Annotated in this window: 18 protein-coding genes; 9 read left to right on the top strand and 9 right to left on the bottom strand. The window is 41.5% G+C overall.

From position 1 onward, the window contains the following. Positions 1 to 192 precede the first annotated feature (192 nt). The 5 genes from F9K23_17720 (at position 193) to F9K23_17700 (ending at position 5,252) form a co-directional block, all read left to right on the top strand. A complete protein-coding gene (locus F9K23_17720) occupies positions 193 to 603 on the top strand; it encodes a hypothetical protein (GenBank protein KAB2913196.1) in 411 nt (136 codons plus the stop codon). A 132-nt stretch (positions 604 to 735) separates the two neighbouring features. Next, positions 736 to 2,211, top strand: a complete 1,476-nt coding sequence (gene gatB / locus F9K23_17715; protein KAB2913195.1) for an Asp-tRNA(Asn)/Glu-tRNA(Gln) amidotransferase subunit GatB — start codon at positions 736 to 738, stop codon at positions 2,209 to 2,211. 345 nt (positions 2,212 to 2,556) lie between these two features. Next, positions 2,557 to 3,369 (top strand): TlpA family protein disulfide reductase, encoded by an 813-nt coding sequence (locus F9K23_17710; GenBank protein ID KAB2913223.1) that lies wholly within the window; start codon positions 2,557 to 2,559, stop codon positions 3,367 to 3,369. A 138-nt stretch (positions 3,370 to 3,507) separates the two neighbouring features. Continuing rightward, positions 3,508 to 4,188, top strand: a complete 681-nt coding sequence (locus tag F9K23_17705; GenBank protein ID KAB2913194.1) for a response regulator transcription factor — start codon at positions 3,508 to 3,510, stop codon at positions 4,186 to 4,188. Continuing rightward, the gene (locus tag F9K23_17700) at positions 4,185 to 5,252 is read left to right on the top strand and encodes a sensor histidine kinase (protein KAB2913193.1); all 1,068 of its coding nucleotides are present in this window, start codon (positions 4,185 to 4,187) and stop codon (positions 5,250 to 5,252) included. The genes F9K23_17705 and F9K23_17700 overlap by 4 nt, the downstream gene beginning before the upstream one ends. A 36-nt stretch (positions 5,253 to 5,288) precedes the next feature. Here the strand turns inward: F9K23_17700 and mscL are convergent, their stop codons facing one another. The 5 genes from mscL to F9K23_17675 all read right to left on the bottom strand — a co-directional run bounded on the left by mscL (position 5,289) and on the right by F9K23_17675 (position 9,543). Then, complete coding sequence (gene mscL, locus F9K23_17695; protein ID KAB2913192.1) at positions 5,289 to 5,594, bottom strand: large conductance mechanosensitive channel protein MscL; 306 nt, start codon at positions 5,592 to 5,594, stop codon at positions 5,289 to 5,291. A 28-nt stretch (positions 5,595 to 5,622) separates the two neighbouring features. Continuing rightward, positions 5,623 to 5,928: a phosphoribosylpyrophosphate synthetase gene (locus tag F9K23_17690; GenBank protein ID KAB2913191.1), complete on the bottom strand. Its 306-nt coding sequence runs from the start codon at positions 5,926 to 5,928 to the stop codon at positions 5,623 to 5,625. Between the two features lie 17 nt (positions 5,929 to 5,945). Continuing rightward, complete coding sequence (locus tag F9K23_17685) at positions 5,946 to 7,445, bottom strand: outer membrane beta-barrel protein (GenBank protein ID KAB2913190.1); 1,500 nt, start codon at positions 7,443 to 7,445, stop codon at positions 5,946 to 5,948. Between the two features lie 73 nt (positions 7,446 to 7,518). Continuing rightward, positions 7,519 to 8,097: a hypothetical protein gene (locus F9K23_17680; GenBank protein ID KAB2913189.1), complete on the bottom strand. Its 579-nt coding sequence runs from the start codon at positions 8,095 to 8,097 to the stop codon at positions 7,519 to 7,521. Positions 8,098 to 8,211: 114 nt separating this feature from the next. Beyond that, positions 8,212 to 9,543, bottom strand: coding sequence for an alpha/beta fold hydrolase (locus tag F9K23_17675; protein ID KAB2913188.1), 1,332 nt, complete (start codon positions 9,541 to 9,543; stop codon positions 8,212 to 8,214). Between the two features lie 211 nt (positions 9,544 to 9,754). Between F9K23_17675 and F9K23_17670 the strand changes: the two genes are divergently transcribed. Together F9K23_17670 and F9K23_17665 are read left to right on the top strand one after the other, a co-directional pair. Next, on the top strand, positions 9,755 to 10,543 hold the full coding sequence (locus F9K23_17670; protein ID KAB2913187.1) for a hypothetical protein: 789 nt from the start codon (positions 9,755 to 9,757) through the stop codon (positions 10,541 to 10,543). Then, the gene (locus F9K23_17665) at positions 10,536 to 11,579 is read left to right on the top strand and encodes a cytochrome-c peroxidase (protein KAB2913186.1); all 1,044 of its coding nucleotides are present in this window, start codon (positions 10,536 to 10,538) and stop codon (positions 11,577 to 11,579) included. Before F9K23_17670 ends, F9K23_17665 begins: the two co-directional genes overlap by 8 nt. A gap of 46 nt (positions 11,580 to 11,625) precedes the next feature. Here the strand turns inward: F9K23_17665 and F9K23_17660 are convergent, their stop codons facing one another. Further along, positions 11,626 to 12,153: a hypothetical protein gene (locus F9K23_17660; protein KAB2913185.1), complete on the bottom strand. Its 528-nt coding sequence runs from the start codon at positions 12,151 to 12,153 to the stop codon at positions 11,626 to 11,628. A 158-nt stretch (positions 12,154 to 12,311) separates the two neighbouring features. Here F9K23_17660 and F9K23_17655 point away from each other — a divergent pair, with 158 nt between their 5' ends. Both F9K23_17655 and F9K23_17650 read left to right on the top strand, forming a co-directional pair. Then, complete coding sequence (locus F9K23_17655) at positions 12,312 to 14,066, top strand: OmpA family protein (GenBank protein ID KAB2913184.1); 1,755 nt, start codon at positions 12,312 to 12,314, stop codon at positions 14,064 to 14,066. A gap of 53 nt (positions 14,067 to 14,119) precedes the next feature. Then, positions 14,120 to 14,443 (top strand): hypothetical protein, encoded by a 324-nt coding sequence (locus F9K23_17650; protein KAB2913183.1) that lies wholly within the window; start codon positions 14,120 to 14,122, stop codon positions 14,441 to 14,443. A gap of 466 nt (positions 14,444 to 14,909) precedes the next feature. Here F9K23_17650 and F9K23_17645 read toward each other — a convergent pair whose 3' ends face one another. From F9K23_17645 to F9K23_17635, 3 genes are all read right to left on the bottom strand, one after another. Further along, positions 14,910 to 15,275 carry a hypothetical protein gene (locus tag F9K23_17645; GenBank protein ID KAB2913182.1) on the bottom strand — a complete coding sequence of 122 codons (366 nt, stop codon included), beginning with the start codon at positions 15,273 to 15,275 and terminating at the stop codon, positions 14,910 to 14,912. Positions 15,276 to 15,283: 8 nt separating this feature from the next. Further along, complete coding sequence (locus tag F9K23_17640) at positions 15,284 to 15,574, bottom strand: hypothetical protein (protein KAB2913181.1); 291 nt, start codon at positions 15,572 to 15,574, stop codon at positions 15,284 to 15,286. A 195-nt stretch (positions 15,575 to 15,769) separates the two neighbouring features. Continuing rightward, positions 15,770 to 16,810, bottom strand: a complete 1,041-nt coding sequence (locus tag F9K23_17635; GenBank protein KAB2913180.1) for an AAA family ATPase — start codon at positions 16,808 to 16,810, stop codon at positions 15,770 to 15,772. Between the last annotated feature and the right edge of the window lie 100 nt (positions 16,811 to 16,910).

The following is a 16,910-nucleotide window of genomic DNA, read 5'->3' as shown; positions in this document are numbered from 1 at the left end:
TAAGAAGCCCCTGATGCTCTAACACATCAGGGGCTTTTTCGTTAGTTATTTAGCCTATGAGTTAACCGCTAGTAGTTATACAATTCTTTTGGGAAAAGATATTAAAGGCCTTTCATTCTGTGAGACTTAACGTATTAGTAACAGTAATGAGTTTTAAATACCTACATTTGATATACACTATCAAAATCTATCATGAAAAAAATAAAATTGCTTATTCTAACTGTAGTTGCCATGATGGCATTCAGTTTAAACACAAACGCTCAAAGCGTTGACATAGAAAATTTTAATCCTGACCAAGCAGGTTTTACTGTTGACTATTGTGGTTTACAGTTATTTGTTCCGGGATTTGCTAGCGGAGTTCCCGGCACTAATTCCGGCGGAAACCCATGCCCTCTCACTCCTCCTTGTTCAATTTATGTTCGTTGGTGTGGTGCACCGTGCATTGGTTGTGGTTTCACTGTAAATTTTCCCAGCTGTCCCACAGCAGGAGTTGCATATGATAGCGGCGTATTTACAGTAAGCACAGGCTGTGCAGTAACATCAATGAGATTTAGAATAAGGATTTCCCCTACCGGAGATGTAAGGATTAGCATTTACCCCTAACAAACCTTAATTCAATATAAAACCTGCCTTCGTATTACACAAAGGCAGGTTTTTGTTTGTTTAATGAATCCTTGCTACCAACCATCCAACGCTTTCACTATTTTTGTAATCTTACAGAATTAGAATATCAAAGTGACTGCAACCGCAACTACATCCGTTTATGATAAATACGAGGCCGTTATCGGTCTTGAAGTACACGCCCAATTGCTAACAAAAAGTAAAGCTTTTTGTGGTGATAGCACCGAGTATGGAGCCGAACCTAATACACAGGTTAGTGTAATATCGCTGGCGCATCCCGGCACTTTGCCGCGTCATAATAAAAAGGCTATTGAGTTTGCCATAAAAATGGGACTGGCTGTAGGTTCTACCATTAGAGAGGTAAACCACTATGCCCGTAAAAACTATTTTTATGCAGATTTGCCCAAAGGCTATCAGATAACACAAGACAAAACCCCTATTTGCACCGGAGGTTCAGTAAAAATAAAACTGAAAGACGGCAGCATAAAAAATGTAGGCATTACCCGCATACACATGGAAGAAGATGCCGGTAAAAGCATGCACGACCAAGATATTTATGATACGTTGGTTGATTTTAACCGTGCCGGTGTGCCTTTGATTGAAGTTGTATCGGAACCGGATATTCGCAGTGCTGACGAGGCTTACCAATACCTTACAGAAGTGCGTAAACTGGTGCGCTACCTTGATATTTGCGACGGTAATATGGAAGAGGGCAGTCTGCGTTGCGATGCTAACGTATCGGTAAGGTTAAAAGGTGCCGAGAAGTTTGGTACGAAGGTGGAGGTTAAAAATATGAACTCTATCAGCAACGTGAAACGTGCGATTGAGTTTGAAATCATCCGCCAAATTGATGATTTGGAAGCCGGAAAAACCCTTACCACTGAAACCCGCAGTTTTGACGCTTCTAAGGGAATTACTTTTAGTATGCGTACCAAAGAAGCTGCAAATGATTACCGCTATTTCCCCGAACCTGATTTGCCACCATTGATTGTAGGCCGCGCATGGGTTGATGAAATACACGCGCAAATGCCTGCCCTGCCCGATGAGTTACACAACTTATACACCACTAAGTACCAACTGAGTGAATACGATGCCAGCGTTCTTACAGATACCAAAGAAGTAGCATTGTATTTTAACCAAGTGGCAGGTAATACCACCAATTATAAAGCCGCTGCCAACTGGGTAATGGTAAACGTGAAATCGTACTTGAATGAGAATGCGTTGGATATGGACGATTTTACACTACCCGCTTCAGCTATTGCTTCATTAATACAATTGATTGACGAAGGAAAAATAAGCCACAGTGCTGCTTCGCAAAAGGTATTCCCTGTGTTGGTGCAAAACCCAACCAAAAGCCCCTTGCAAATTGCCGAAGAATTGAACATATTGCAGGAAAGCGATAGCGGATTTATTCAAGAAGCAATAAAAGCAGCTGTTGCTAAGTTTCCTGAGAAGGTGGCCGAATACAAAGCCGGTAAAGAATCTCTTTTGGGATTATTTATGGGTGAAGTGATGAAACAAAGCAAAGGCAAAGCCGACCCAAAAGTGGCAAGCCAATTGCTTAAAGAATACCTTGATACTATAAATTAAAATATACATTGACTTATGAATACGTTTAAAACATTATTGTTCCTTCCCCTGATACTGTTTAGTTTTTGCAGTTCGAAATCTGACAGCGGAACACAATCAGCATTGGGAAGCGAAAGCCAAAAGGGACAGGTTTTTAAAATTAAAGGCCATATAACCAATTTTACTGGAAAAGAGCTTGTGCTGAATGAGCTTACCACTGATGGTAAATTCAGTCCGTTAGATACTGCCGCCGTTGATGCCTCGGGTAATTTTGTTTTTCAAGGATTTGTAAGGGAAAAAACATACGGTATTTTAAACCTTGGCCCCTACCGCAATGTATTTTTGATTATCGATACCACTTCAAACATGGAGATTGATATTAAAAATGACCAAGTAATTACCTATACCGTTAAAAACAGCAAAGAAACCGAAGAGCTATGCAAAATAGCCCAAGTGAATGCCGACTATAACCAAAAAATAATTGACTTGGACGCTACTTTACAAGTAACTCCTCCTCCCGGTCCTGCTAAGCAAAAAGAAGTAAACGACAAAATTGAGGCATTGGTAGCAGAACTAAAAGTTAAAATTGCTGAAGCAACTGCAGCCAGCAAAAGCCCGATGGCTCAAGTATTTGCCATTGAAATGCTACAGGTGAATCTTGATTTGAAAACCGAAGAGCAGATTATAAGTAGTATTGATAAACAACCTGCCAACAAATGGCTAACAGGTTATAAAAACCGTGCTCAAACAAGGCTGGCAACTTCTGTAGGTGCAAAAGCCCCTGAAATTACCTTAAACAACCCTGATGGTAAAGCTCTTAGTCTTAGCTCGCTAAAAGGTAAATATGTACTGATTGATTTTTGGGCATCGTGGTGTAAACCTTGCCGTGCTGAAAATCCAAACGTAGTTCGTTTGTATAATACTTACAAAGACAAAGGATTTGAGATTTTTGGCGTATCGCTTGACCAAAATGCACAAGCATGGAAAAATGCAATTATGGCTGACAATTTAACTTGGCAACACGTGAGCGATTTGGGTGGATGGCAATCATCTGCTGCAAAATTGTATAGCGTATCAAGTATACCAATGACTGTTTTGCTTGACAAAGAAGGTCGAATTATTGCCAAAGGTTTAAGAGGAGCCGAGTTGGAAAACAAGTTGAAAAGCTTGTTGAATTAAAAAACGTGTTTTCTTTTCTATACATTTTTATAGTAAAGCTTATAAAATCAATACCTTACAGAGGTTGTTAATAATTAGTTAAAGTTAACTTTACATTGAATTTATTACCTGCCAATAACCTTGCACAAAATCAGTGGTATGGAAAAAAACACATATAAGATACTTGTTGTAGATGATGAACCAGATATCCTGGAATTTATTGACTATAACCTGAAGCGTGAAGGTTATGAGGTTTACTTAGCCTCTAACGGACAGGAAGGTATTGAGAAAGCAAAAGAAATTAACCCCGACCTTATTGTACTGGATGTAATGATGCCCGTACTTGATGGTATTGAGGCTTGCCGTCGCCTTAGGGAAATGCCTGAATTTAAAGCCACTTTTATTGTGTTCTTAACCGCACGTAGCGAAGAGTACAGTGAAATTGCAGGGTTTAATGTGGGGGCTGATGATTATATATCTAAACCCATTAAGCCACGTGTGTTGCTTAGCCGCATAAACGCTATTCTACGTCGCAAAGACCAAAGTACATCGCCCTCTAAAATACTTTTAGGCGACTTGGTAATTGACAAAGACAGTTTTAGCGTTAGCAAAGCGGGACACAAAGTGCAAATGGCTAAAAAAGAGTTTGAATTGTTGTATTTGCTTGCCAGCAAACCCGGTAAGGTTTTCACCCGCGAAAACATTCTTGAAAAAGTATGGGGTGATGATGTATTGGTTGTTGACAGGACTATTGATGTTCACATCCGGAAAATACGCGAAAAACTTGGCGACGAGAATATTAGCACCGTAAAAGGGGTTGGGTACAAGTTTGAAGCATGATACGAAATCCCACGCCGGGTAATATATCTTTATTAACCTCATTAGCATTGGCGTTGTTGGTTTCAGGGGTGGTGTATGCCGTCAACCCTGAATTCAACGACGTCATTATTTCTTTTGCCGTAGTATTAGTTTCGTCATTCATTCTGTTTTTTCTTGCCATAGAGGTTTTTATCTATCGTAAGATTAAACTGATATACAAAACCATACACCGGCTAAAAACCCAACGCCACCTTACCGATGCTTTGCGCGAAACATCATTAAAGCACAACCCTATTGATGATGTAAACGAAGAGGTGGTAAACTGGGCAAAATCTCAAGCTACAGAAATTGAGCAACTTCGTAAACTTGAAGCCTTTAGGAAGGAGTTTTTAGGAAACGTTTCGCACGAACTGAAAACCCCCATCTTTAACATACAAGGCTACATACATACCTTGTTAGACGGGGCTATTGACGACCCAGAGGTAAACATCCATTTCCTTAAAAAAGCAGCAAAAAGCTTAGACCGCCTATCCGATTTAGTAGAAGATCTTATCAGCATCAGCCAGTTAGAAACCGGCCAGATGAAGATGGAGATGGAAAAGTTTGATATACACGCCCTAACCCTTGATATTTTTGAAGCCATGGAAATGCGCGCCAAAGAAAAAGGGGTTGATTTAGTGTTTAAAGAAGGTTGCGATAAACCTTTTTGGGTGTATGCTGATAAATACAGGATTAGACAGGTATTGGTAAACCTTATCGTAAACTCTATTAAATATGGTAAAGCCAACGAAGGCAAAACCTTAGTGAGTTTTTACGATATGGATGAAAACCTGCTGATTGAAGTGGCCGATAACGGCGAAGGTATTGATGCAATACACTTACCCCGCTTGTTTGAACGCTTTTACAGGGTTGACAGGCACCGTAGCCGCGATGAAGGCGGTAGTGGTCTTGGATTAGCCATTGTGAAGCACATAATCGAGGCGCACAATCAAACTATCAATGTGCGCAGTAAAATTGGGGTTGGCACCACCTTTGGCTTCACCCTACGCAAGGGTAGTAATGAAAAAGCAGTTGCAGTATTATAAACTGCAACCGCTCATTTCTATAAAATCTTTCTCTATTTAGTCTACAAGTTTGGCTTTTGCCTTGTTAGCTGCTTTTATTACTAAAAAAAGTACAAAGGCTATGATTAAAAAGTTGAGGGATACCTGAATAAAATTACCATACTTTAGTTCAGCACTCCCCATTTTGTATGATAATTTAGCAAAATCGTAACCCCCAGTTAATATACCTACAATAGGCATAATAATATCAGCTACCAGTGAATCTACAATTTTTGCGAAAGCCGCTCCGATAACAACACCCACAGCCAAATCAAGCACGCTGCCTTTCATGGCAAACTCTTTAAATTCTGCTATTAGTCCCATAGTTAAAAAAAATTAGGTTGTTTATAAGTTAGATTGAATGAAAACTCAATTTCTTGGCCATTGAATCGGTCATAGGATCAGAGTATAGACCGTAAGCATTTACCAGCACACCTTTATCTCCGCCGTTAGATTGGATGGCATACAGTATCGATTCATCAGAAGGATTCGTTTCTCCCTCAAAACGGTACGTTTCAGTTATTTCAAAATCTTCGGGATGCAACCGCAAATCATTATCAGTGCAATGCAAACACTCAGGGGTTAGATTAAAATCAAGCGTATAGCCCCTTTTGCGTAAATCGTTGAGTGCCTCAACCAGCGTATCGTATGCGTACATAAATGCAATTTACCATTCTAAAACCAAAAACCTGTGCTAAAAACAAATTCGTTTCTGAAAGTTCTATACTTACCTTGATAATAAAATATATCCCCCTTGCTTCGGTTATCGTTTAGCCTGCGGTATTCAAATCTCACGTATGAATTAGGGATGGGCTTTACTTCAATCCCACCCGTTATGCCATAAATATCTATACCCACGTTTTTTCCTTGCCCGTTGGCAAACGTGCCCGACATCATTCCATCGATGTCCTTCACATACTCACCTCGTGTATACATTGAAAAGCGTTTAGTAAAGCAGTATTTAAATGCCAGCTGACCGCTTAGCATAAACGCTGTTGCTGTACTATCAGCAATTTGTGAGTTTTTTTGAAGTCCGTAATTGGCCTCAAACCCAAAAATGCTTTTGCTTGTTTTCCAAACCATATACAAATCGTGGTACCAACGCTGCTTGTGCACACTGTTATAATCCGGTACATCGTCCGTTTTCATCGTGTTGAACGTAATCGATACATTGGGCGAAGGGTCAATCATTGCCGACATTCCCAGCATCTTAGATTGATTGGTTTCGATGTACCCGTTAAACTGATTAAAAACGTTGGCCTGTAAGGTTAAAAACTTAAATGGCTGCCAGGTTAGCTTGGCTCCGCTTAAGTAATAAGGCTCAAGGTAAGTGGTGACGGATACTGTTGAGTTAATGTTTTCGCGCGGTTGTACCGACTCTAACCCAACGTGGGTGCGGAAGTAACCGATATCAAACCATAATTTGGGTACAATGCGGATGCCTAAGTTGGCTTGCTGAAACAGATTGAAACGAGGCGACCAAGCAGCATCAGGCATATCGCCCCAATGCAGGGTAATAATTCCCCGTATTTTTTCTGATTTATATTTTGCCGATAACTGTACCAAGTTTAGCCCCACCTCGTTACTGTGCGGCGAAAGTGTCGGGAATTTTTGGTAAGAATCAGGCCCTACACTATCGGTATAATAGGCATAGTAAGCACTTATATAGCCCGTAATATCCAACGTTCCCGTGGTATCAAACTCTTCTTCTTTAGGTGCAATACGTGTTCCTGAATAAATTAGCGCAGGCTCGTGTCGTTGGGAGCTGTCTTTATTAAACGGATGGTTGACTTTAAATGACTTGGTTGGAGCTTGTGCGGGTATTTCAGGTTTGGGAGTATCGGGTTCTATTACCCAGCCTGTTTCTTTAGGCTGTTCAACAGGTTGGTTAGGTTGCGTAGTTTGGGGCGGGTTCGGGGTGTTACCATCTACTTTTTTAAAACCTAATCGCAACCGTTGCCCAACATTTATAGCATCGGCATTGGTAAGCCCGTTCCAGTCCATAATTTGCTGCACGGTAACTTGATATCGTAGCGAAAGGCGGTATAGATTATCTCCTTTTTGTACGGTATAATACACCCAAACAGTATCTTGCTGGGCTGCAACATTTTTAGAAAAAAGCAGAAAAACCAAGCCTACCAACAAGGTTTTAACTAAACAAAAATACCTCGCCATTTAGATGGCAAGGTATTCATAATTAATATATAATAGATTAAAAAACAGTAATTTTAATACCCCTTAATAAAGGTTAAAAATTGGTTTGGCGTAACTCGTACCGTGCTGTACCGGTAACAATTTTAATCACCGAAAACTCATCATTACTATAAAAAGTAAGCACGTTTCCTGATTTTATATAACGCATTTCCATTTCTGTGCAAGTAAACGAACCAGCCAGCACAGTTACTTGCACTCCGGTATTCTTAATGGTGCATTGCACGGTATCAGTGCCGTTAAAATCCTTCCAAGTATCTCCTTGTTTAGCCCCTATTTTAGCAATGCGCGTTGCATTTAATTTGGTTTGTCCGGTATTAAAACTCTTTAAATATCCGCCGTCAAAAAACTGAAACGCAGTTTGGCTCATTGTTTTATCCCAAGAGCGTATTTCATAAACACCGCTATCTGCTTTTTGTACATTCATTACAAAGCTGTCTATAACGTTATTGTTATAGATAAAATCAAATACTTTTTGGTTGTTGGCCTTAAACCACTTGCCGGGTGCCCATGCGGGTTCTCCGGCTGAGGGCTTCGCATCGTCCTCTTTCTTGCAAGCTGATAACAACATACACGCGGCCATTAAACAGTAAACTAAATTCTTAATGTTCTTCATATTGTCCGTCAAAATTTTAGGCAAATAACGCCGAGCCGTTGATTTTACTTATCACCCAAACGGGTGAATTTGGACGAATTGCTCTACATATTTTGGGTGAATTGCAAAGAAATGTTACTTGAGTCCTTTAATCCATTGCGTTAGTTCATCAACTACCTGCAACGATACATTAGCGGGTATGTTATAATCTTCGGGACAAGGCTTGCCTGTACCTGCTATCATGTTGTGAGTGTGTCCGTTAAGCAATCTAAACGTTGCATTCGGGCTGCTTTTCAGCGCTTCTTTCCACAACTCAAAGTCCTGATTATTAACCTGATAATCGCGACTACCTTGCAAAAACAACATAGGCAGCTTCATTTTCTTTGCAGCTTCGGTTTGGCTATAACTCTCAATATCATCCCAATACCTTGCACCAACACCAAAAGGCAAGTAACGCTTATTGGTGTTAGTATCGTACCAATGACGTTGCAGGCGAACAAACTCGTCTTTTTGTTTTTCGTATGATTCCTTTTTATCGGGATACAATCCGGCCAAATAATCCATCTGCTCTATAATCTTATCCGAAAGCCGTTTGGCAGGAGCTGCCATAAACACCACCCCCGCTAAAGGTATTTCCATATCAGCAATGCGGGGCAGCATCATACCCCCTAAGCTATGCCCTATTACTATAATGCGCTTTGCATCAATACCCTTATAAGTATGTAAAAACCTAACGGCTTCCTGAGCATCGTAAACGGTTTCTTCGTTCACCGTAAAATAATCATCCTCTGCACATTCATCCGCATAGGTATTGGTTCGCTTATCGTATCTAAGAACGGCAATGCCTTTGCTTGCCAAACCGTATGCAATGTCTCGGTAAGGTTGCTGCGGACCTTGCTTTCCGTTCATATCACCCGGGCCTGAACCGTGAACAATCACCACCACAGGTACATCGGTTTTTGCATTCTTGGGCATAGTAAGCTCGCCCTTAAGTATAAAAGGGGCTTTACCAAACTCAACCGAAGTAGCTTGCACATTTTTTACAGTTACATAGGCGGGCAAACGGTACTTTTCTTCCAACTGTCTGTCGGCCTTAGAGGTCATTTCTTTCAGCATGTAAGTAGTAATCATGTGGTTGGCAGAGAACCCTATTTTCATTTTTACATAACCGCTGTCAAATTCAAACTCTTCAATCACAAACTCTTGACCGTTCTTCACCTCTGTTTTCAGGGTTTTGGTAGTCTTATAGTTACCAAATTTATCCACCACATCATTCCAAGCCCTGTACAATAAATAAGGCGGCACTTGCCTGCCTTTTGCCGTATCAAACAGTTTTGCCAGTTGTTTAAACTCTTGCTGGGTATTTAGCTGCATCACTTTTTCAAGCACAGCTTTATTCTCTTTTGATTGAGAAAACACCACCGTTGCGCATAAAACAACCACCAATAAAGCTACTGCCTTTTTCATACCGCAAATATATATGGGGGTAGCGAGCGTTAAAAGCAGGATAATCCTATAATCAGCCACGTGCAAACAATGTTTATCCCGTTAATGCGTTATCTAAAGGTTTTCAGCTTGTTCACTTTGAGATAAAAACCGATAAGTCCCGAATATTCACCGATTAAAACCAACGCAAACCGCATTATATTTGTCTATCAGCTTATACAAACCTCCTGAAATGAAAAAAATAAACCTGCTGTTCACCCTTTTCATCGCATTGCTGGTTATGTTCTCCTCTTGCAAGCCCGATGATAAAAACGACACCCCCAACCCTACTAACAATACCCCAACGGGTAATGTAACTGTGAAGGTGAACCATACTTTTGGTGCAGCTGCGTTTGATTTCACTTCAACCTTTAAAAACCCTTCGGATAATACCGAGGATATGACGTTTAGTTCGATACAATACATCTTATCGAATTTTGAACTGCAAACTACCGACGGTACTTGGGTACCTGTGCCTGAAAGCTATTATTACATCAACGGTAAGCAAAGCCAAAGCCTTAGTTTCATCTTAAAGGATGTGAAAGTGCAAGACTATAAAGCCGTGCGCTTTTTAATTGGTGTGGATAGCACCCGCAATGTATCAGGGGCGCAAACGGGCGGCCTTGACCCGGCTACGGGAATGTTTTGGAGCTGGAATACAGGTTATATTTTCTTTAAGGTAGAAGGAGATTGCCCACAGCTTACCACCCCGTTTGGCAGCTCTAACTTTGTGTACCACATAGGCGGTTTTAATGGTCAATACAATGCATTAGTGTGGGCTGAAGCATCGTTTGGCAGCAAAACACTCAGCGTTAAAAGCGGCTCAAACACACTGCTTTTAAAGGCTGATGTTGAAGAAGTATTTAAAAAACCGATAGCTTTTGAACTGACCAACACCCCGCAAATAACACTTAACGGGCCCGAAGCCGTAGCATTCGCTCTTAACTATGCGGATATGTTCAGCGTAACTGATATTGAATAACTTGTTGAGGGTTTTACTTTACATATCAGCAGGTTTATTGGTGTTTTTCTCGGCCTGCAAGCCGGACAAAGCCCCTGATACCCCTCCTGTTTCCAACGATTACGTGTTTAAGCAACCCGCAGACTTCCCTGCCCCTATGTATGATTTTAAGAATAACACAGTAACGCAGGCAGGTTTTGAGTTGGGCAGAAAATTGTTTTACGACCCTGCCTTATCAAAAGACAGCACAATTTCGTGCGGTACTTGCCACAAGCAATACGCGGCCTTTTCAGATGTGGGTCATCATATTAGCCACGGCATACAAAGCCGTTTAGGCACTCGCAACAGTCCTGCACTGTTTAATATTGCTTGGTCTCCCACCTTTTTTTGGGACGGCGGTGTTACCCATATAGAATTGCAACCCCTTGCCCCCATCACCAACCCTGTAGAAATGGACGAAACCATGGCGGGCGTAGTTACTAAAATAAGTAAGATTGCTGCCTACCGCCCTATGTTTAAGGCCGCCTTTGGAAGCGATACCGTTACCACACAAGCCATTATGCGTTCCCTTGCACAGTTTATGGGCATGATGGTGAGCCACCAAAGCAAGTACGACAAGGTATTGCGGGGAGAAGCCTCTTTTACCCCCGATGAACAGGCCGGTTATGTTTTGTTTAAAAACAACTGCGCTGCTTGCCACACAGAACCATTGTTTACCGATTTTAGCTTTAGAAACAACGGATTAGATACCGCATTTACGGATGAAGGCCGAAAGCATATAACCCTGCAAAATGCTGATTTGGGGAAGTTTAAAGTCCCCAGTTTGCGAAATGCCGCCATTACTTTCCCCTATATGCACGACGGGCGAATAGAAACGCTGGAAGACGTGATGGAACACTACACCAAGGGTATTAAAAACAGCCCCACACTGGATAATGTACTTAAAACTCCTATTGTGCTTACCCCAACACAAAAAGCCCAATTAATACTGTTTATCAAAACCCTTACCGATAATACCTTTATTACCGATAAGCGGTTTAGCGAGCCTGTGAAATGATCAAGGATTTATAAAATGATAACTACTAAATGGTGAATGTAATTGTTTAATCACCCAGCCTCTCCAACTCCTTTAGCACTTTTTGCCCGCGGTTTAATGTAGCGGGTGAGGCATCAATTAACTGATGTTCTATCAGCATTTTAAGTTCATTCTTAATATCGGGATAGCGGCGGGCAACCTTTAGCAGCACCGTCATACTAAATGCTTTAATAGCAATCGGCTCAACCCCAGATGCCAAGTACCCGAAACACACATCCGTTACCGTACCCAATAAATCATCGGGTATGTGCACTTCTTGCAGCATCCGCACAATATTCCGTTTCACCGCATCGTGCAGCTTGGGTTGCTTCAACGTTTCAATCAGCACCTCCAAATGCTTTTGCATCAGTTGAGGTTGCAAATCGGCTACCACCCCAAACGCATAAGCAGCCCGCTGGCTCACAATAGGTTCATCCTTTAAAACAAAATCAAGCAATTCTTCAAACCTGTCTTCATCACTGCCCACCCAAGCGGCAATTTTATGCGCTTGTCGTTTGCTGTGCTCCTTTAAAATCTCATCTCGAAGGTTCATCACTCACAAAAATAAGCGGTAGTAAGGTGTTGTAAAAACTAAAAAAATATATAAAACGAATAAATCCCTTAATTATTATCAATAAAAATAATTTCGATTAATGTTTACCTATTGCACACTAAAAGGTATAAACAACGAGTTCACCATTAAAACTACCGCCCATGAAAATACTTACTGCCTGGGTTTCATTATTATTTTGCTGTGTATCAGCATTTGCCCAATACGACATCAGAGAAAGCATCTACTTCGATTCTGACAGTTTTAACTTTGATAAAACTGCCCTCGCCCAAATACAACGCATCAAAAATAAGCTGATTAATAACCCCTACCACCGTATTGAAATTTATGGAAACACGGATAGTATCGGTGAACTGAAATATAATCAGGAATTATCAGAAAAAAGGGTCAAAAGCGTGCTTGCCTACCTGTTGAACGGGGGTACTGAAAGTAAGCGGATTATTAAAACGGCTGCCTTCGGCGAAAAAAGCCCGATGGCCGATAATGGTAACGAATGGGGACGGCACAAAAACCGACGGGTGGACATTATGGTACAAATGGACCACGACACCTGTATTAAGGACGGTTGCGCCAAAACCTGCCTGCCAAAGGGTACGTTTGACCCTGCTTTTAACCGTGAGGTAAAAATTACGCTTGTGCCCATTACCAATTTCGACCAAATGGCGGAGAATAATATTTCGCCGCAAACCAACAGGGGCGATTACCTTTTCTCTAACGGGATGATGCGCATCACCAGTACGGTTAACGGACAGCCCGTAAACCCAAAAAAGAATGTGAAAATCAGCATACCCGCTCACCGTATCGACCCTGATATGGCTATTTATGAAGGGAGTAACGGCAACGGCCCTGTGAAATGGGAACGTAAAACCATTGAGTTGAAAAAGGTGAACGACCATTGTTTGGTGTATGAGATTGACGGCAGCTGGCTTAATAAGTGGATTAACATGGATAAACCCCGTCCTGCGGGCAATATGATTTGCCTTGACAATCCCTTTATTTACCTTGATTTACCGATGGACGGCGACACCAATAAGGTGATTGAAAACGATATTATTTTATCCTTTAATACCGGGGATTTTGAGGGGCACAATGCCAAAGCTGTTACCGTAAAAACAGGCAACGTAGCCAATATGTGCGACTGGCTGAAAAACAACATCACCAGCAACACCACTGATGGCGGCTATTTGGACAAAAACCAACGGGTGCTAAAAATCAACGGGTTTTATGAAGACGGTAAAAAAGTGGAGTTGGAAAACCTGAATAATTTCACCGCATTATTCCCTTTTAAAGAAGATAAAAAAGAACCTACGTTTTATACTGCCGAGCGCAACGCCGACGGTAAAATTATATGGGACAATGCAGGCAAGCCCGACAGTATTTTGGACTTGAAGGGCTGCGGGTGCAAATACTACGTAAAAGAGTTTCAATACCCGGTGCAGTACATCAGCATATCAACCACCGCCGAGGTAGAAAAAGAGAAGGTAGAAACCAAAGCCTTGAAGTTTAAAAAGGTAATTATGAACGAGCTGTTTGTATATTATAAAAAAGACAACCTGATGATTACCCTTAAACCCAATGCCAAAGGCCAGTTTGACATCCCCTTGTACGATAAAGAAGGCGATATTATAGTAATGGGCAAATACATTAAGGAGGGCGAGATATACTACTTTGACGAGCGTTTATCAAACATTAAACCTGCTTGGTTTGGCTGGTTTGGCGATACCAAACGGATGAAAAAAAGCAAGTTTAAAAAGTACGACGAGAAAAAAGGCCTTAAACTTAAAAACATCAGCTGCACCAAAGGCAAACCCAAAGAAGCAATTAAAAGTGAGAAGAAAGAGGATATTGAATGGTTGAACGACCCTACCGTCCCTGCTCCTACTACCAACAATAAATAGTAACCTTAGTAACACCGTGTGTGTTACTTCATACCAAAATAGTTTTTCATAGTTTGTTTAGAAAGTCATGCCCCGCAAGGGGTGTGGCTTTTTTGATTAGAAACGGTAGTGGCAACCATTACCCTGTCATTCCCGCGCAGGCGGGAATCTATCCCTATAAACTTGAGAATGGTAATAGCCAACCGCACCCTTCGATAAGCTCAGGATGGGCAGCCGCACTTGCGTCCGTCTATCGTCATTGCGAAAAACCGCTTTTGAGTTTTGAAGCAATCCGTTTGAACACCTCCCTTAATCCCTCCTTACCAACCGCACCCTTCGGCAGGCTCAGGGTGACAAGGCTAAGGAGGGAAACCGCCGCACTTGCCCGTCGTGCTTAAAGTCCCCTTTAGGGGATTTAGGGGGTGGCAGGGATTGCTTCGGGAGACCCCGCAATGACGGTTTTTCTCTTTTTTAGAATTTAGTAATTAGAGTTTAGAATTTGGCTATTGCCAACCGCACCCCTTCGACAAGCTCAGAATGGGCAAACGCACTCACGCCCGTCTATCGTCATTGCGAAAAACCGCTTTTGGGTTTTGAAGCAATCCGTTTGAATACCACCCTTAGTCCCTCCTTACCAACCCGCAAGCCAACCAAGGAGGGAAACCGCCGCACTTGCCTGCCAACCGCACCCCTTCGGCAGGCTCAGGATGGGAAACGCACTCACGCCCGTCTATCGTCATTGCGAAAAACTGCTTTTGAGTTTTGAAGCAATCCGTTTGTATAGATGGGCAGGGATTGCTTCGGGAGACCTCGCAATGACGGGGTGGGTGTAACGTAACAGTAATACAAGCCTGTTGTGTTACGTTACGGTGTAGTAATGAAATTGTAAATTCGATTAACAATACCTTCAAGTATCGAGTATTGGTTATTCGTATTAAACTCAATGCCTGATAAATCTGAATCGATATTTCGTAAGTATTCTCTTTGATTAACAAACTCGCTTCTCATTGAAATTACATCAACGGCTGTTTTAAGAATTGCAACAACACTTCCTACAATATATCCAGCCTCCCAAATAAGATTATTATCAGGATTTTGTGTTGATGTATATCTGTTTAATGTTCGGTGCAATTTTTCAAATGTTGCTTGGTCTGCCCCTGTAAATTTCGCGTACTCTGCATCATGTGCAAACTTGATAATCTCTTCGTATTTTCTGTTAATATCCATCATAAATTGTATTAATCTTCTTTTTCTAAATTATATTTATAACTCCAATAGCTTTCTACATCCATACCTTCCATATAGTTTTCTCTAAGGTAGTCTAACAAATAGTTTGTTTGCTTTTCTGTCACCAAAATCAATGGGTCATCCACCCATTTAGCCTTTATAGAAATTATATTTCCTTTTTGCTCATATTCAAACCTTGTGTTTGAGGTTTGATTATTAATGCTTTGGAATAGCTCGCAAACATCATTGTAGTCATCATCATCATCGATAACAGCTGTTATCCATTTTTTAAAATCGGTCATAGGTATTGTAATTTATTGTTTATGTGAAAATTATCAATTTACAAACCATAAACCTTATGTTGTCAAAATGGCCTAATTAGCAATTTAATCGATGTCATTGTGGCATTAAACGCAGTAGAATATATTCTAAAAATTGACTAATACCGTAACGTAACAACACTGCGTTACTCTATGCTGTTACGTTACGGTTATAAATTATTGGGGTATATCGTTTCTCTCTAAAACCCTCTTTACCCGCATCTTATTAGTATTAAGCCTTCGGGCTATTTCACCCAGTGATAGCTGAGGTTCATCTAGCTTCAAGGCTGTAATATGATAGTCTAATTCATCATGGTTTAAATCTTCCTGCCTCAAATGCTCCCTTTCTACACCATACTCTATAAACTCAAAGCCGAGGAAGTTGTGGGGCTGGGTAATACGGCACAGTTTTATGTTGCGGTCGTTGTAAATAATTTCGGTGGCGCGGGCTTTTAGTTGCAGCAGGTAGCGCAGGGTTTTGTCTTGGTAGCTTTGGCCAATGGCAAACAGGCTGTCAATAAAGTTGGCAAGGTGCTTACTGCCTGCCAAATCGTTTACCGTCAAGGGGTTGGCAAGGCTGCGTTTGGGGGTGTGGGCTACTACCAGTATGCTAAGGTTGTGCTTCATTTTCAGTTCTTTAAGGCTTTTCATCAGCGGTAGGGCTTCTTTGGCGGTTTCGGTGGCTTGGGTTTTTAAGTAAGTGAGGTTGTCAATTATCAGTACTTTGGCGTTGTGGGTGGCTATGGCACGCTCAATGCTGCTAAACAGGGCGGTTTCAAAGCGTTCAAAATCGGTGCAGTTGGGGTTTATTTCTATCCGCAGGAAATTATCGTCAAAGGCATAATGGTGGCGGTAGTTAATGCTGTAGCGTTTCTCAAACTGCTTGTCGCTCATTTCAAAATCAAAATAGAGTACTTTTTGCTTGGGCGCATCGAGTTTAAAGCCTTCGATGGGTACTCCGCGACTGATGGAATCGGCGATTTGCACGGCCAGTATGCTTTTGCCGAGGTTGGTATCGGCAAACAGGATGCACAACTCACCCTGATGCCAAAACTCACTAAAGAGCATCCGAGGAATGGGTCGGCGGGCGGCTTCTTCCATCCATTGGTTGGCGGGGCGCACTATCAGTAGGTCTTGGGGTGGGTTTTGTTGGTGGCCGGTAATGGGGTTGGGGGTTATGGGGGTAAATTCTTTCATTTTACGGTTATTATTTATCATTTGACATTTAGGATTTGGTTGATAGTTGCTTGTTGATGGTATTTGTATGCTAACAGCCAACAGCTAAAGGCCAAAAGCTAACCACTAACTACTAATCACC

Source organism: Bacteroidota bacterium (assembly GCA_008933805.1).
GTDB lineage: Bacteria > Bacteroidota > Bacteroidia > UBA8524 > UBA8524 > SB11.
This window is presented reverse-complemented; position numbering and strand designations above follow the sequence as displayed.

Excerpts from the sequence above, each read along its gene's own strand:
- F9K23_17670 (KAB2913187.1), top strand. The coding sequence starts at position 9,755 with ATGAAAAAAATAAACCTGCTGTTCACCCTTTTCATCGCATTGCTGGTT.
- F9K23_17700 (KAB2913193.1), top strand. The coding sequence starts at position 4,185 with ATGATACGAAATCCCACGCCGGGTAATATATCTTTATTAACCTCATTA.
- F9K23_17655 (KAB2913184.1), top strand. The coding sequence starts at position 12,312 with ATGAAAATACTTACTGCCTGGGTTTCATTATTATTTTGCTGTGTATCA.
- F9K23_17680 (KAB2913189.1), bottom strand. The coding sequence starts at position 8,097 with ATGAAGAACATTAAGAATTTAGTTTACTGTTTAATGGCCGCGTGTATG.
- F9K23_17710 (KAB2913223.1), top strand. The coding sequence starts at position 2,557 with ATGGAGATTGATATTAAAAATGACCAAGTAATTACCTATACCGTTAAA.
- F9K23_17635 (KAB2913180.1), bottom strand. The coding sequence starts at position 16,810 with ATGATAAATAATAACCGTAAAATGAAAGAATTTACCCCCATAACCCCC.
- F9K23_17720 (KAB2913196.1), top strand. The coding sequence starts at position 193 with ATGAAAAAAATAAAATTGCTTATTCTAACTGTAGTTGCCATGATGGCA.
- mscL (KAB2913192.1), bottom strand. The coding sequence starts at position 5,594 with ATGGGACTAATAGCAGAATTTAAAGAGTTTGCCATGAAAGGCAGCGTG.
- F9K23_17645 (KAB2913182.1), bottom strand. The coding sequence starts at position 15,275 with ATGATGGATATTAACAGAAAATACGAAGAGATTATCAAGTTTGCACAT.
- F9K23_17640 (KAB2913181.1), bottom strand. The coding sequence starts at position 15,574 with ATGACCGATTTTAAAAAATGGATAACAGCTGTTATCGATGATGATGAT.
- F9K23_17705 (KAB2913194.1), top strand. The coding sequence starts at position 3,508 with ATGGAAAAAAACACATATAAGATACTTGTTGTAGATGATGAACCAGAT.
- F9K23_17690 (KAB2913191.1), bottom strand. The coding sequence starts at position 5,928 with ATGTACGCATACGATACGCTGGTTGAGGCACTCAACGATTTACGCAAA.
- F9K23_17685 (KAB2913190.1), bottom strand. The coding sequence starts at position 7,445 with ATGGCGAGGTATTTTTGTTTAGTTAAAACCTTGTTGGTAGGCTTGGTT.
- F9K23_17675 (KAB2913188.1), bottom strand. The coding sequence starts at position 9,543 with ATGAAAAAGGCAGTAGCTTTATTGGTGGTTGTTTTATGCGCAACGGTG.